At 30.5% G+C, this 15904-nt stretch carries 12 protein-coding genes; 9 read left to right on the forward strand and 3 right to left on the reverse strand.

The features are described from left to right. Nucleotides 1-73 precede the first annotated feature (73 nt). The 8 genes from aroB to pyrR all read left to right on the forward strand — a co-directional run bounded on the left by aroB (nucleotide 74) and on the right by pyrR (nucleotide 6451). On the forward strand, nucleotides 74-1135 hold the full coding sequence (gene aroB / locus B5D15_RS04555) for a 3-dehydroquinate synthase (protein WP_179122194.1): 1062 nt from the start codon (nucleotides 74-76) through the stop codon (nucleotides 1133-1135). Between the two features lie 27 nt (nucleotides 1136-1162). Beyond that, nucleotides 1163-1960, forward strand: coding sequence for a 3-deoxy-7-phosphoheptulonate synthase (aroF, locus tag B5D15_RS04560; RefSeq protein ID WP_078695934.1), 798 nt, complete (start codon nucleotides 1163-1165; stop codon nucleotides 1958-1960). After that, complete coding sequence (gene aroA / locus B5D15_RS04565) at nucleotides 1957-3261, forward strand: 3-phosphoshikimate 1-carboxyvinyltransferase (protein WP_078695935.1); 1305 nt, start codon at nucleotides 1957-1959, stop codon at nucleotides 3259-3261. Before aroF ends, aroA begins: the two co-directional genes overlap by 4 nt. Nucleotides 3262-3349: 88 nt before the next feature. Further along, nucleotides 3350-3643: a DUF5665 domain-containing protein gene (locus B5D15_RS04570; RefSeq protein ID WP_143287196.1), complete on the forward strand. Its 294-nt coding sequence runs from the start codon at nucleotides 3350-3352 to the stop codon at nucleotides 3641-3643. 12 nt (nucleotides 3644-3655) lie between these two features. Then, nucleotides 3656-4303: a TraR/DksA C4-type zinc finger protein gene (locus tag B5D15_RS04575; protein WP_078695937.1), complete on the forward strand. Its 648-nt coding sequence runs from the start codon at nucleotides 3656-3658 to the stop codon at nucleotides 4301-4303. Between the two features lie 76 nt (nucleotides 4304-4379). Beyond that, a complete protein-coding gene (gene lspA, locus B5D15_RS04580; RefSeq protein WP_078695938.1) occupies nucleotides 4380-4826 on the forward strand; it encodes a signal peptidase II in 447 nt (148 codons plus the stop codon). Between the two features lie 13 nt (nucleotides 4827-4839). Beyond that, nucleotides 4840-5757, forward strand: coding sequence for an RluA family pseudouridine synthase (locus tag B5D15_RS04585; protein WP_078695939.1), 918 nt, complete (start codon nucleotides 4840-4842; stop codon nucleotides 5755-5757). Nucleotides 5758-5911: 154 nt separating this feature from the next. Continuing rightward, complete coding sequence (gene pyrR / locus B5D15_RS04590; RefSeq protein WP_078695940.1) at nucleotides 5912-6451, forward strand: bifunctional pyr operon transcriptional regulator/uracil phosphoribosyltransferase PyrR; 540 nt, start codon at nucleotides 5912-5914, stop codon at nucleotides 6449-6451. Between the two features lie 70 nt (nucleotides 6452-6521). On the opposite strand, the gene B5D15_RS04595 is transcribed toward pyrR, so the two are convergent. The 3 genes from B5D15_RS04595 to B5D15_RS04605 are packed head-to-tail and all read right to left on the reverse strand — an operon-like array spanning nucleotide 6522 to nucleotide 13713. Further along, entirely contained in the window at nucleotides 6522-7571 is a 1050-nt protein-coding gene (locus B5D15_RS04595; protein WP_078695941.1) for a flavodoxin family protein, read from the reverse strand. Further along, nucleotides 7564-8802: a lactate/malate family dehydrogenase gene (locus B5D15_RS04600; RefSeq protein WP_078695942.1), complete on the reverse strand. Its 1239-nt coding sequence runs from the start codon at nucleotides 8800-8802 to the stop codon at nucleotides 7564-7566. The genes B5D15_RS04595 and B5D15_RS04600 overlap by 8 nt, the downstream gene beginning before the upstream one ends. Before the next feature lie 9 nt (nucleotides 8803-8811). Beyond that, nucleotides 8812-13713 carry a nucleotidyl transferase family protein gene (locus B5D15_RS04605; protein ID WP_078695943.1) on the reverse strand — a complete coding sequence of 1634 codons (4902 nt, stop codon included), beginning with the start codon at nucleotides 13711-13713 and terminating at the stop codon, nucleotides 8812-8814. A 154-nt stretch (nucleotides 13714-13867) separates the two neighbouring features. Between B5D15_RS04605 and pepF the strand changes: the two genes are divergently transcribed. Next, a complete protein-coding gene (pepF, locus tag B5D15_RS04610; RefSeq protein ID WP_078695944.1) occupies nucleotides 13868-15649 on the forward strand; it encodes an oligoendopeptidase F in 1782 nt (593 codons plus the stop codon). Nucleotides 15650-15904: the final 255 nt, after the last annotated feature.

Here is a 15904-nt window from a genome sequence, read left to right on the forward strand (position 1 = left end):
TAACTTTGTTAGTGTTAAAATTCTAATTGTCTGCTATAATATGGATAGTACATTTTATAAAGGAGCCTTAGTGATGAAAGAGATAAAGATAAAGGCATCAAAAGAATATGATGTAATTATAACTTCAGGATGGCATAACCTATTATTTCAGCTTGAAAATCATAAATTAAAAAATTTTTATATTATAACCGATGAAAATGTTTATAATATCCATAAAACGTATTTCGATTTATTGACGGATAAAGCTTCAGGGATTTTTATTATAAAAGCAGGTGAAGATTATAAAAACTATGATACAATTTCAATGATATATGAAGATATGATAAAAAAAAAGGTAAATAGGAAAACAGCTGTTATAGCGATAGGTGGAGGAGTTGTAGGAGATTTAGCAGGATTTGCTGCTTCAACATTTATGAGAGGTTTAAGATTTGTTCAAATACCTACAACTTTAATATCTCAGTGTGACAGCAGCATAGGAGGAAAGAATGGATACAATTTCAATTATATAAAGAATCTGATTGGTAATATATATCAGCCGGATTTAGTATATATTGATGTTAATTTTTTAAAGACTTTAAGCTTAAGGGAATATATTAATGGGATGGCTGAAGTTATTAAATATGGTTTTGTTTGCAATAAAGATTTTTTTAATTATTTAAATGATAACAAAAAAGGAATCATGGAAAGGGAAGCAGATAAACTACTTCATATAGTTTATGAATGTGTCAAAATAAAAGGCAGGGTAGTTGAAGAGGACGAACTTGATACTGATAAAAGACATATATTGAATTTTGGACATACAATAGGACATGGTATTGAAAGCGCATCTGATTTTAATATTCTGCATGGCGAGGCAGTATCGATTGGTATGGCGGCAGAATCATTTATTGCACTTAAACTTGGACTTATAGATACAAAATCTTATGATAAATTAATTTCTTTACTAAAATTTTTTAATCTTCCAGTAAAATTTGATTTAAAAATTGAAAATATACTTGAATACATAAAAAAAGATAAGAAAAAAATATCAAATGATAATAAATTGGTTTTACCTGATGGTATTGGTCATGCTATAATTACATCTGAAATAAAGGAAAGTTTTATTCATGAAACTTTAAAGGAATTTACAAAATAAAGATTTACAGTATGTGCAGGTGGTAAAGTGGTTAAACTAAAAAAAGTTTTAAAAAAAGAAAACAATAATAAAGCAAAAGAAAGAGAAAAGCCTTTAATCATTGCAGGTCCCTGCAGCGTTGAAAACTATGATATATTTGAAGAAACTGTAGCTTTTTTAAAAGAATGCGGTGTTGAATACATAAGGGGAGGTATATTTAAGCCAAGAACCTCACCCTATAGCTTCCAAGGCCTCAGAGAAGAGGGAATTGAGATATTAAAGTCTATAAAAATAAAGTATAATATAAAAATAGTTTCAGAACTTCTTGATTTAAGGGATATAGAAAGTCTTATTGAGATTGCTGATATAATCCAGATTGGTTCAAGAAATATGTATAACTATCCTCTTTTAAAAGAAGTCGGGAAAGCAGGTAAGACAATACTTTTAAAAAGAGGCATATCTGCAACAATAGAGGAGTGGCTGAGCGCTGCTGAATATATTGCACTTGAAGGAAACAGCAATATAATTCTTTGCGAAAGAGGAATAAGAACCTTTGAGACTTATACAAGAAATACCCTCGATTTAAATTGTGTACCTGTAATAAAGCAGAAAACAAATCTTAAAATAATAGTGGATCCAAGTCATGGTACAGGCAAAAGAGAACTCATAAATTCTATGAGCCTTGCTGCAATAGCATCTGGAGCTGATGGAATTATGGTTGAGGTTCATCCAAATCCTGATAAAGCACTCTCCGATGGGGAACAATCCGTAAACTTTGAAGAGTTTAAGTCTATATATAAAAACATAGTAAATCTTTATAACTACATAGGTGGAATGATAATTTGAATATAATTATAAAGAAATCAAAAAACTTAAAAGGGGAATTTAATCTTCCCGGAGATAAATCTATATCCCATAGAGCTGCAATACTGCTTTCTATTTCACAGGGCTGTGCTGAGGTTAAAAACTTTTTATTCAGCGAAGATTGCCTTAATACCCTTAAGGCTATGAGAATTATAGGTGCTGATATTAAGATTGAAAATGGATTGCTTAAGATACGAGGAAATAATAGGAACAAAATAAAAGATATTAATTCTTTCATATACTCTGGTAACTCAGGAACATTGATGAGGCTGATTTGCGGATTGCTTTCAGGTATTAAAGGCAGCTTCCTGATTTATGGAGATGATTCATTAAACAATAGGCCAATGGAAAGAATAATTAAGCCTATTCGCATGATGGGTGGAGATATAAAGTCTATTTATAATAATGGCTGTTCACCAATTGTTGTGAGGGGAAAAGAACTTCATGGAATAAGTTATCAAATGGATGTTCCTTCAGCTCAGGTAAAATCCTGCATTATGCTTGCATCTATTTTAGCAGAAGGAAAAACTGAAATATATGAATTAGAAAAAACAAGAGATCATACAGAAAGAATGTTAAAGTATCTTGGATATAATATCGATGTTAATAATAATATTATAAAAATGGAATGTAAAGGTAGCTTATATTCAAGAGATATAATAATCCCGGGAGATATTTCATCAGCAGCTTTTATAATAGGTGGCTGTATTTTAGCTGAAAGTTCTGAGATTATAATCAAAGATGTTTTATTTAATAAAACTAGAACAGGCTATTTAGATGTATTGAAGGATATGGGAGCAGATATTGAAATAGTTGAAGTTAGAAATTTAAACAATGAAGAATCTGCAGATATAAGGATTAAAAGCAGCAGACTTAAATCTGTTAATATAAATGGAGATATAATTGTAAGGCTTATTGACGAGCTCCCTTTAATTGCTGTGCTTTCATCCTTTGCTGAGGGGACTACGGTTATTAAAGGAGCAAAGGAGCTTAGAAAAAAGGAAAGCGACAGGATTAAAACAATAATTTATAATTTGAAGCAGATGGATATTGAGGCTTACGAACTTGATGACGGTATGATAATAAAGGGGTGCTCCTTTAAAAATACAAAAAGAAAGGTATTTTTTAATTCTTTTAATGATCATAGAATTGCAATGGCTTTTTCACTTGCAGGAATAGTTTTTGATGAAGCTGAAGTTATAGACTGCGGCTGCATTAACACTTCTTTTCCTGAATTTTTTAAGGTTATGAGTTCTATAGGAGCAGATATAAGAATAAAATAGATGAAAATCTAAAACCCACTAAGGGTTTTATTTTTTTGTATTAATAATTTGTTTGTTTTATAGGAAAACTAAAATGGGAGGTACATCTATGGAGAAAGATAACTGTGAGATAGAAAAATATGAGGAACTTATAAAAAATGTCGGTATACAATTAGAAAAATCAAAATTTGGTCAATATGTAGATCTTATGCAGAACCCAACGAGGCTTATAGTATTAAATTTTTTAGGGGGAATATCGAGAGGATTTGGAATTGCAATAGGCTTTACCATATTAGGTGCTATAGTTTTATATTCATTAGAAAGACTTGTAATGCTTAATCTGCCTATTATAGGAGGAGTCATTTCAGAAGTTGTTAAATTAGTACAATCAAGCGTACGATAGGAGGTTTTAGATATGGATGAAAAATTGCTTTTGCATTATAAAAATAAACTCTTAGAAGAAAAGAATAAAGTTACGGATACTATTAATGATATATTAAAAAATGGGATGGCAGAAAATCAAAGGGAAGAAATAGAAGAATTATCTTTAGTAGATAACCATCCGGCAGATTTTGGATCAGAGATGTTTGAAAAAGAAAGAAGATATGCACTTCTTGACAACGAAAAGGAAATAATATATAGAATAGATAATGCATTAAAAAAAATAGAAGATAAAAGTTATGGAAAATGTGAATTCTGCGGAAAAGATATTCCAAAGGAAAGACTTGATTTTATGCCCTATGCAACTACCTGTGTTGAATGCGAAAATAAAAAGGCAAATTATAAAACCTACAGATATGACAGGCCAGTTGAAGAGGAAGTTCTAAAACCCTTTGGAAGAAGCTTTACAGATATAAGTTCAGATATGGAAGACGATATTATGTTTGATGATGAAGATGCTTATCAGGATGTGGCTCAGTATGAAAAAAGACCAGGCATAATAAGAAATTTTGATGATTTAAAGGGGGCGTTTACATCTAAAAGTGAAACTAAGGCAGATGGAGGAATTGTTGAGCCTACAGATAATATATCCAATGAGCAGTATAAAAAACAGCTTCCATAGATTTATTGACTTGCAAATCTGCAAGTCTTATTTTATGATAAAAGAAGCAGCTAAATCATTAGGTAGGGGGAGAGTTATGGAACTATTGTATATTTTTTTGCTGATAATGGCAGATCAATTAACAAAACTTATTGCAAAAATAAATTTATATCCTGATGTTAATATAGATTTAATTTCGGGGTATCTTTCTTTAACTTATCTTGAAAACAGGGGAGCTGCCTTTGGCATATTTAAGAACAAAAAATTCTTTTTAATAGGTTTGACATCAATAGTGATAGCTTTTATGATTTATTACCTTTTAAAGAATAAGGATATTTCAAAATATATGAAAATAAGTCTTATATTAATAATTTCAGGAGCCATTGGAAACCTTATAGATAGAATAACAAAGGGATATGTTGTAGATTTTATCCATTTTTATATTAAGAATATATTTGACTGGCCTGTTTTTAATGTAGCAGATATATTTGTGGTGTGCGGTACAATTCTTCTTGGTGCAATCATTTTACTTTCAAAGGAATAATTGGAGTGGTCTTATGTCAAAAATTATAAATCTGAATGTAGATATAAATGAAGCTAATAAAAGAGTTGATGTTTTTATAAGTGAAAAAATAGAAAATCTTTCAAGATCTCAAGTACAAAAGCTTATAGAGGATGATAAAATATTTGTTAATGACAAAAAAATAAAAAGCAATTATAAAATAAAAGATGGGGACTTAATAGCAATTGAAATTCCCGACCCTGTAAAAATAGATGTAGCTCCTGAGGATATAGACATAGAAATACTTTATGAAGATGAGGATATTGTAGTAGTTAATAAGAGTCAGGGTATGGTCGTTCATCCGGCTGCAGGCAACTATACAGGAACATTAGTAAATGCCCTCCTATCAAAGTGCAGCAATTTGTCGGGAATAAACGGGGCAATAAGGCCAGGAATTGTACATAGGATTGATAAGGATACATCGGGAGTTTTAGTAGTAGCAAAGAACGATATCGCCCATCAAAACCTGTCAAACCAGATAAAAGAGCACAGCGTTAATAGAATATATATTGCCCTTGTTGAAGGGATAATAAAAAACGATTCGGGGGTAATAAATCTTCCCATAGGCAGACATCCTGTGGAAAGAAAAAAAATGGCCGTAGTCAGCAGGGGTGGAAGGAATGCAGTTACTCATTTTAAAGTAATAGAAAGATTTAAAGAAAACACATTGATTGAAGCAAGACTTGAAACAGGGAGAACGCATCAAATAAGGGTTCATATGGCGTATATCGGACATCCTCTTGTTGGAGATCCTGTCTATGGCTACAAAAAACAGAAATATAAACTTAAAGGGCAGGCACTTCATGCCATGACGTTAGGATTTATTCATCCTACAAAAAATGTGTATATGGAATTTACTGCACCTTTGCCGGAATATTTTAATGAGCTTATTAGAAAATTAAGAAATAGTTGATTTTTTATTTCTTAATATGATATATTTCAATTAGATTTTTACTTAAGCCGGTTTTTAGAGCACTGTTAATTATAAAGTTCAACTTTAAAAAAAGAAATGTTTTTTGATTGATTTATTAAATATTAAGATTAGTTAAAAGAGGGGAGATGAAAGATTGAAAATAAAAGCTCAGCTTCTTGATGAAAAAGGAATTGATAGATCACTAATAAGGATATCTCATGAAATAATTGAAAAGAATAAGGGTACTGAAAATATAGTGCTTGTTGGAATTAAGACAAGAGGAGTGCCTATAGCTGAAAGGATTTCTAAGTATATTGAGAATTTTGAAGGTGTAAGCATACCCGTTGGAACCCTCGATATAACCCTTTATAGAGATGATCTTTCAGAGAAATATGAACAGCCAAGTATAAACAATACATCTATGGATTTTGAAATTAAAGGGAAAACAATAATACTTGTAGATGATGTACTTTTTACTGGCAGAACAGTGCGAGCTGCCATGGATGCAATAATAAGGGCAGGAAGGCCAAAATCTATACAGCTTGCAGTGCTAATTGACAGAGGTCACAGGGAGCTTCCTATACGCCCTGATTATGTAGGTAAAAATGTTCCAACTTCTCTATCTGAGATAGTACATGTAAAGCTTTTAGAAACCGATGGGGAAAATAAGGTCATAATTAGCGAAAAAGAGTAAAATGTAATTACTTTCAAAAAAGATTAAAGTATAGCCCATAATACTGCTCAGAATAGTATAAAATTATGGGCTATAAATTATTCTTTATATTTTTTGCAAACTCTTCAGCTTTCTTTTCAATATTTTGAACATTTTTTATTGCGCCTGGGTCATTGGCGGTTTCCATTAAACAAAAATTTGGAGGGAGGCGGAAACCCTTATTAATGTTTAATGCACCGATTAGCTGCTTTGCAACGGAATCACTTCCAGAATTGCCTGATACAATAACTGAAAATATGCTCTTGTCGTAGAAATTCCTTTTTCTATAAAGAGCAGTTATTCTATTTATAATAGCCATAAGATTAGCAGATATTGAATCATTGTAATTTGGACATATCCATACAACAGCATCAGAGTTTTCAATAGCAGGATAAACTTCTTCCACCATAAAACCTCCATAGAAACAGCTGCTTTGTTTGCTGTAATGAAGACATGTTTTAAAGGAACACCCTTTGCAATCGAGTATAGTGCCATTTTCAACATGAAGTTCTTTAATATTTATATTTGAATTTTTTAAATTGCTTTTTACCATATTCCAAAGAGTTAGTGTATTAGAAGTTTTATGAGAACTTGAATGGAGCGCAAGTATTTTAGGAGTTTCCTTATGTTTCATATCATCGTCTGCTATCCTTTTCCCAAGCTGACGGCACATCATAATGCAAATATCCATAAGATTCATTTTTAATGATTTCTGCCATGTGAGAAAATTTGAAAGAGAAACAGTGGCTTCTACAGCAGGATGACCTATAAATCTGCAACCTAACTGGTTCATCAAAAATATAATATTTTGTGCTGCGCTTTTTGTGTATAGTTCGCTGCTACTGTGTATAAGAAGGGCTGCAATAGAGCCTTTTAAGGCGTGAGTATCAGTTTGATACAGCCTTGATAATATTTCAGAAACAGGAAAGCAGTATCCAGCGCTGTTTAGCTCTAATGCAACAATTATTTTTTTAGATTTTAAATCTATAAGATCAGAACAATCCTTTATAAATATTGCTTTGTTATCTCCTAAAGCAGAATTTATCATAATACTTAGTTCTGATGATATTTCTTTTGGGGAAATAACACATATATCATTCATGATTTTTTAACACCTCAAAGGTCTTTTTTATTCTATTAAATAAAATTTCAGGAAGATTTATTCTTTCAATCTCAATACCGGTTGGTAACATCCTGTTTTTAAGCCCCATATATGTTCCGTCAATAAAAATGCTGCTATAGTGCCATTCGCCTTTAAGCGTCGATAGTATAGAGAGGGCACCAGAGGATAGAGCAGGAGCGATAAAGGGTTTATATCCTGTTTCACGCACGAATAAATTAGCTCTTATAGTTTTTTCTGTGAGCTCTTTTGATATATCATCATCATAATCTTTGATGCTGTTTGCAACAATTAATCCTTCGCCGTGGGGGCCAAAAACCCTTCCTTCGCTTAAATATTGTTTTCCAAATCCAAGTTCCTTTGCAAAATAGGCTGCCCTTGAGTACATAACTCCTAAGCCGTAACCTCTTATTTGTTCAGGTGCAAGACCATTAAAGTCAAATTCTCCATTTTCATTCATATTGCTCCATATAAAGGCAGTTCTACACAATAAATCAACAGGATCAGAAACTACAGCAAATATTCCTTTAAACTTCATATCACGAGCTTTTTTTGCATAGAATTTTATAATTTCGGAATTTTTATTAAACTGAGCCATCCTGACATCTTCGGTGTTATCATCAATTTTAGGCACTCCAGCAGTAACACAGAAGACAAACATATCGCATTCAAAAATTTCATCAGATTTTATGGATTTTATTTGAGGAAGAAAATCAGAAGAATTTGCAGATAATATTTGATTACTTTCATACAGCCATCGCATAACTTTATTGTAATCTATATCAAAAATTCCTATACTATTTATTATATCAGCTCCTAAGAGTTTAAGACCTGATAAAAGTATTCCTCCTACGTCCCCGAGTCCTGCAATGTTAATATTCCATTTTACGGGCGGTTTATATTTTAAAACATCTTCCCATGTTATATAATTCAGATTAACACCTATAACCTTTCGGCTTTGTATTTTTTCGCGTAACCAGTCAGGTATAGTAGAGTTAGGATTTATGTTTTGTTTTATAATCTCTATTCCTTCATTAGACTGAAACAATAAATCTTCAGCGCTTATCGAAAAGGTTCGTTTTGATTGTGAAGGAGGCATAAATGAAGCTGCATATATTTTATCAGAAGACATTACTTCTTTTTCGGATGCTTTTTCAAAATTTAGCTCTTTATCAGAAATAAAGATTTGATTATTATATTTATAAAAATGCATAACTCACCTCTATAATCTGTTTATAATATTTTCCATTCTTTTTAGAAGTTCAAGGTCATTTAAAAGATAATTAGAAGGACTTAAACTTAGGTTATAAATCATATTTGTACCATGATCTGGACATCTTGGCGATATAAAAACTTCTCCTAAGGATGATAATGTTAATGTTCTTTCATTTGTTAATTGATATTCCTTTTCTATTGCTAATAGAATATCGAGGGAGTTTTCAATGCATGACAATGATAAATTATATATTGATTCTTTGCTTGCCTCCCTAATAAATGCTGGAGAAGTGTATGGAAGAATCAAGTTTATTGATGGTACAAGGTTTCTCTTTGGGAAAACTCCTCTCCATAAAGTATCGCCTCCAATAAAGGGATATAATGCGCTTTCATTAAACCAGTGTCTTAGTTTTGGCAGAAAATATGCACAGTCCACCTCTCTATTTTGAATATCCATAAGCTCTTTACCTCTTCCTGAAAGAATACCTACAATAATTTTTTTTACTTCTATTTTTTCGCTATTTAAAAGCGGGTCGAGAGCTTTAATTCTATAACCTTTATTTAAAAGATCATCAACGAGTATTACAGGTCTGTTAAAAGAACGAAGCATTTTTACTTGATTTTCAAGCTGAAGATAGTAGGGATATGCTCCTATAGTAAAACTTTTCATATCCGGTGCAAAAAGTTTTTCAGTATGAAGAGCTTTAGTTATTGTGTTTGGAACTATATAACGGCTAAGTATATTTCCAAAAGGAACGCACATAAAAGGTCCTAAGCTTTTTGGCTGAGATACTTGAGTGGGTACACCGTTTTCGGTACATATTTTTTTAACGATGTTTTCATGTAAAATATTTATATCAAAGGATAGAACTAAGTTTCCAGGATAAAGCAAAGATAGAGATTTTTGAAGCTTTTTTCTTGATTTTAATATTGCCTGTTTGATAGAGTAATTATTTTTAAAAGGGTCTTTAAGCATTGTTTCGGCATCGAGGTTTAAAGTAATAGGGTTGCTCATGTTTACAGCAAATATAGGCGATATTGATTCATCTGTAAAAATTTTTATAAATCCTTGATTTTCTAATGTATCAAAAAGAGTTTTTGATACATAAAAATCTAATATATTTTTGAAAACGGCATAGTCATAGTCCTTTGCAAGACAATAGGTTAATGTTTCAGTTAAAATTATCTGCTCAAGATTTTCATGATTAAAATTTCCCAATACAAATATACCATCTATAAATATGATTCTTCCTGCTGCATTATTTCTGATGTATTCAGTTGCGTAGGGATTTTTAATCTCATGGAAAAGAGAACTGAATCTTACCCAATGAAAGGCAGAAAATCCTAATATCTTATTGCTTTTAACATCCTTTGCAATAATCAGCCTTGCAGAATCCTTTAATTTAAAATCCGAAAATCTTTTATAAGCAATTGCAAAATTATTTTCAAATAATTGGCAAAGCATCTTTAAGATTTCATCATTTATGTTTTCAAGAACTTCAAATTCAATTGAAACTGTTTTAATTATAGATTTATATTGAGGCTCTCTTTTGTAAAAGCCGTTTTCGTAAATATAGTTTTGTACAAGAGGATCAAGGAGGCTCGATATATCGCGATTTTCATCTATATTATTTCTAATTTGGGATGAACTTATATCTTCATATTTAGGAGGAAGAGAGAGCCTTATAACATCTCCTTTAATTTTATTTATTGTATTTAAAAATTTAATATCGCTTTCAGAAGAAACATGCTGATTTTTTCTATCAAAAACTATATGTGAAAGTTCAAAGATAGAATTTCTAACATCTGGCATTTTATAGCTTGAGGCATTTAATAAAACATCACTTCCTGCAACCAAATAAACCTTTGAAAAGGGAAAACTTAATTTAAGCTTTTCTATATCTTCAGGATTTCCTATGTTTATTGGAATATCCTCGGGATATAGAAAAATATTAAGCTCATCAGCAACAGACATATTTGCAATATTTTTTCTTAAAAGATTCGGCAGAGTCTGCTTAGACCATGAAAATTCATCAATTTGAAGGTATACTTCAAATCCTAAATCTCTTATGGATTTTGCAATTTCTTTATGACTTAATGAAAATGGATCAAAAGTACCTGGGAAGAAAGCTACTTTTTGTGGATATATAAGCTCGAAATTTCCCTTTAAAAATACATAGTCTGATATAAATCTATAAATATGATTTAAACCGGCTGCATTTGTTAATAATTGAAGCTCATCTCCTAAATCATCGGTTATTAAGGTTAGAACTTTTTTTGCTATAAGTTTAAAAATATTAACTTTTTCGTCGTAATTTAAAGAAGAGTTTCCAAATATATCCCTTCCAATAACGCTGAAAGCATATTGCTTAACTTCTATGTTGTAATTTACAAGCCCATTTAAAAGTATTCCTAAAAGTTTTATGAGTCTATTATTATATCTAATTTCTGTTTCCCTTGAAAGATCTTTATACTTTGAGTAATTTGCAATAGCTATACCTATTGTTTTTAAAAGCAGAGAGCATAGTTCAGGACTCGACTGCTTAATTTTTTCCTGAAGGTCATCTATTAATTCATCAAGTTCAACTGGCTCAAGGTGAAGTATTATTATCCCGAGATATTTTGGTATATATTCTGTAAACTGATACCCTTCAAGTTCGAGAGCTCTTAAAAGCTCAATTGCAACGTCATTTCTTTGTTCTGGCTTAAGATAGGGAATTATTTTAATTAAGGATTCACCAGCACGATTTCTTACACATTCAAAAGCGCTTACTTTTAGAATATTGCAAAAGTGAAGAGCAGTATATAGCCCAATACTTTCATAATTTTTTAATGCATATTTTAGCTGCATTTCAATTTGAACTCTTTTTACAATCCAATTTGTCGCTGTTTTTAAATTGCTTAGAAATATATCAGATGTATTAAGTAAATTTTCTTGAAGAAGAGAAATAGGATTTTTAAAAATAAGTTCAATATCAATAAGCTTTGAAAGTTTATAGATTAAGTATTTTTCTGAAGGTGCAGAGATTGTATCTATTATTTCACTAATATTATCCTTCATTGATGAAGTAAACTTTTGTCTGCTTTCCAAAGATAAATAGGGTATTATATTATAGGAGATTTCAAAGGCTGATAATCTTAAAGAAAGATTGCTGCTTTTTATCATTTTTGCAATATATTCAAAAAGTATATTAAGATTTTCATCTTCATCAGATATAGGGATATACTTGGCTGCTTCTAAAAGATAAAGCTGAACATTATCATTCTTATTTATATATTTAGCATAATAGCTTAGAAGTATTTTTCTGTATCCAAAAGTTTGATTCTGCTTGCAGTTAGAGAAAATTGACATTACTATTGTAATTATGCTGTAACCTATCCATTCTCTATGAAGAGGAATAATTTTGTGGCTTGGATTAATTAATATTTCAAGATATTTGTTAAAAAGTTCATAACCAGTTATACTTTCAGATTTAAAAATTGCATCTTCAGGAATTTCCTTTCTATATTCTTCATCGAAGGTACCTATTAATTTTCCAATCAATTCAGCACACTGTTTTCTAATATCATCTTCAGGGTGAGTAAGTTCATCGTATAAGAACTTAAGAGTAATTAGTTTTTGCTTTTGAGTAAGATAAGTTGAATATTCTTCAAGGGCAGTAATGTATTTTCTAAGGTTTTTCCAGTTGTCTTGGCTTCTTGCAAGTTCAAGTATTTTATTCAAAGATGATTCGTCTCTTAGTAAATACATAAGGTTAATATTGTGCTTTATAGATAGATTTTTAAAACTATCTATTATTTCTTTTCCATGCATTAAAGAGTAATTATTATTTAAAATTTGTTTGTTATTCTCAATATTTGTAAAATTATTAACGTCAACACCTAAACTTATTATATAATCTTCAAAGTCTTTTAACTTTAAATAAACTTTTTTATATCTTTTTATTTTAGCTTCATCGAGGTTATCGAGTTTGTTTAATATTATGTCAAAGGATTCTTTTAAAGAAAAAATATGCATTTGAGGCTTTTTGCTGTCTTCTGAATAGTTTTTTACACGAAAATCAGCATAAATTAACAGCAATGATTCAATAGGAAGATTTTCAAGTTCAAGGTCCCAAGTTGAATGATTAACAGCAATATGACCTATATATTGTATATCATGTTTTTTAAACCACAAATCTGTATAATAATAGTGAAGATAGGGTACCCTTTTTGATTCCCATTCTCTGCATCCATATTTTCCTATATCATGTCCTGCCGCACTTCCTGAAACCCTTCCTAAATCTACAGGAAGGTTTAAATTTATAAGCTGTCTTGCAAGGTTTACGGCAATATAATGAACTCCGCATATATGGTCGAGAGTGTTATATCCTAATATTTCCTGATTTAGCTTCATGGTTTCATATATGCAGTCATTATTGAAAGCTTTAATAAATTTATTGTATTCAAAAGGATTTTCTAAAAAGCTTATCTCATCACGGGAGAGAAATATAAGAGGATACTTGCTTTGCCATGTATTGTCATTAGAATATTTCTGAAATTCAGAAATATTTTTTAGTATTTTTAAATATATTTCACAAACCTTCTTAATTTCGTTTGAGATTTCTAAGTCAACTACTTTAGGAAATGCCTTTGAAAGGGAATATTGATATATAATTTTAAGCCATTCATCCTCTGAATAATCATAGTTAATTTTAAAAAACAAATCTTTACACAGTGCAAATGCAGCATGACAGCTGAAATCATTCTTATCAAAAATGTATGCTGTAGTTTTTTTAAATCCTGAGCTTTGAATTATTCCTTTTATAGTTTTTTCATTAATAGCTAATTTTTCTATCCATTTTTTGTTTAAGAGTTCTTTTGACAGCTTTTTATTAAATTCAACAGCTTTATCGATTTGCTTTATCATTTTATCACCTACACAATAATATATATGAGATATTATATATTTTTTTTCGTTTTGTTTCTATATAAATGCAGTAGAGAATTTTTATAAAATTAAAATAGTAATTTATAGAAATAATAAAAATAATGTGGCATAATATTGAGGGGGTGATAATATTATGGATAAAATAATGGAAAGAAAGGACATACCAGAAAAATTTAAATGGGATATTGACACCATCTATAAGAATAAGGAAGATGTTTTAAAAGAGATTGAATCTATTAGAGAAAAGCTTGAAAAAATTATAATGTTTAAAGGGAATTTAACTGAAAGTGCGGAGAATCTTTATAATTGTCTTTCATTAACAGATGAAACTGGAATAGTATGTGACAGGGTATATGTATATACTTCAATGAAAAGGGATGAGGATAATTCAAATCCTTTAGGACAGGAGCTAAGCGATATAGGAAACAAAATTTATGTAGAATTCAAATCTGCAACATCTTTTATATCTCCTGAAATCGTAATGGCGGGTTCTGATAAAATAAAGGAACTTATAAACCAATTTCCGAAACTTGAAATTTACAAACACTATATCGATGATATACTAAGACAGGAAGAACACTTATTGTCTTCAAATGAAGAAAAAATAGTTATGCAAAGCGGGGAAATGGCTTTTGGGTTTGAAAATATATTTAAAATGTTAAATTTTGTGGATTTAAAATTCCCTAAAATAAATGACAGCTTAGGCAATGAATATGAACTAACCACTTCAAATTTTATAAAATATCAGCAGTCTAAGGACAGGGTACTTAGAAAAAATTCCTTCGATGCCTTATATAACAGTTACAAGGGATTTAAAAATACATATGGAGCTCTTTATTCAAGTTCGGTAAAAAAGGATATATTTTATTCAAGAATCAGGAGTTTCGAATCCTCACTTGAAGCTTCTTTATTTTCAGATAACGTTCCAAAAAATATTTATCATAATGTGATAGATACGGTTAGTGAAAACATTAATCTTCTTGATGAGTATTGCAAAATGAAAAAGCAGCTTTTAAACATCGAAGATTTGCATCTTTATGATTTATATACTCCTAATGTAGAAAACGTTGATATGGAAGTTGAATTTGATAACGCAAAGGAAATGGTTTTAGAAGGTTTATCCATTCTCGGAGAGGAGTATTCTTTGATTTTAAAAGAGGCCTTTGAGAATAGATGGATAGATATTTACGAAAATGCAGGCAAATATTCAGGAGCATATTCTTCTGGTTCCCATGATACAAAGCCATACATATTATTAAACTATAAAAACAAAATAACCGATGTTTTAACACTTGCCCATGAGCTTGGACATTCTGTACATTCGTATTTATCGAGAAAGAACCAGCCCTATATTTATTCTAATTATACAATCTTTTGTGCTGAAGTTGCTTCAACAACAAATGAATGCCTAATGTATCTTTATCTTATGAACAAGTTAAAAGGTGATTATAGGCGATTTATTATAAACAGTTTTCTTGAAACTATTAGAACCACATATTATAGACAAACAATGTTTGCAGAATATGAACTTATAGCGCATGACTTTGCAGAAAAAGGAGAGCCATTAAATGGTGACAAACTGTGCAGTATTTGGATGAGACTTTATGAAAAATACTATGGCAGGGAATGTATAATAGATGAGGGGATTCAAATGGAATGGGCAAGGATACCTCATTTTTATGATGCCTTTTATGTTTACAAATATGTTACAGGGCTTTCAGCAGGGATAAGCATTGCAAAGAGTATTATTGAAGATAGAAAAAATATAGAAAGGTATTTAAATTTCCTAAAATCTGGAGGGAGCAAGTATTCTCTTACTCTTTTAAATGATGCAGGTGTAGATATGTTTTCTAAAAAGCCTATTGAAGATACAGCTAATATGTTTAAATATCTTCTTGAAGAAATACAAAAATAGAGAGGAAGTTCCTCTCTATTTAATTTTATTTGGGAAAATATGTCGAAATTTTTTTATAAAAAAATTTATTAATACTGTATAGAAAATTTAAGAATGGCAATATTAAATAATGGAAGCTCAAGGAACCCACCTTGAGGCGGAAACGAAAGTTTCCATTAACAGAACCCCCCATCCCCCTTAAGGGCCGGTTATCCGGCCCACTTTTGTTTACTAATAAAACTGCAAATATCAATTAATTTAATATTTGCAGTTTCT

The sequence above is a fragment of the Caloramator quimbayensis genome (assembly GCF_900167605.1).
Lineage (GTDB): Bacteria > Bacillota > Clostridia > Clostridiales > Caloramatoraceae > Caloramator_B > Caloramator_B quimbayensis.

What these genes read in the sequence shown, in the direction of transcription:
- B5D15_RS04575 (WP_078695937.1), top strand. Translation starts at nt 3,656, where the DNA reads ATGGATGAAAAATTGCTTTTGCATTATAAAAATAAACTCTTAGAAGAA.
- pepF (WP_078695944.1), top strand. Translation starts at nt 13,868, where the DNA reads ATGGATAAAATAATGGAAAGAAAGGACATACCAGAAAAATTTAAATGG.
- B5D15_RS04570 (WP_143287196.1), top strand. Translation starts at nt 3,350, where the DNA reads ATGGAGAAAGATAACTGTGAGATAGAAAAATATGAGGAACTTATAAAA.
- aroB (WP_179122194.1), top strand. Translation starts at nt 74, where the DNA reads ATGAAAGAGATAAAGATAAAGGCATCAAAAGAATATGATGTAATTATA.
- B5D15_RS04605 (WP_078695943.1), bottom strand. Translation starts at nt 13,713, where the DNA reads ATGATAAAGCAAATCGATAAAGCTGTTGAATTTAATAAAAAGCTGTCA.
- B5D15_RS04585 (WP_078695939.1), top strand. Translation starts at nt 4,840, where the DNA reads ATGTCAAAAATTATAAATCTGAATGTAGATATAAATGAAGCTAATAAA.
- lspA (WP_078695938.1), top strand. Translation starts at nt 4,380, where the DNA reads ATGGAACTATTGTATATTTTTTTGCTGATAATGGCAGATCAATTAACA.
- B5D15_RS04600 (WP_078695942.1), bottom strand. Translation starts at nt 8,802, where the DNA reads ATGCATTTTTATAAATATAATAATCAAATCTTTATTTCTGATAAAGAG.
- B5D15_RS04595 (WP_078695941.1), bottom strand. Translation starts at nt 7,571, where the DNA reads ATGAATGATATATGTGTTATTTCCCCAAAAGAAATATCATCAGAACTA.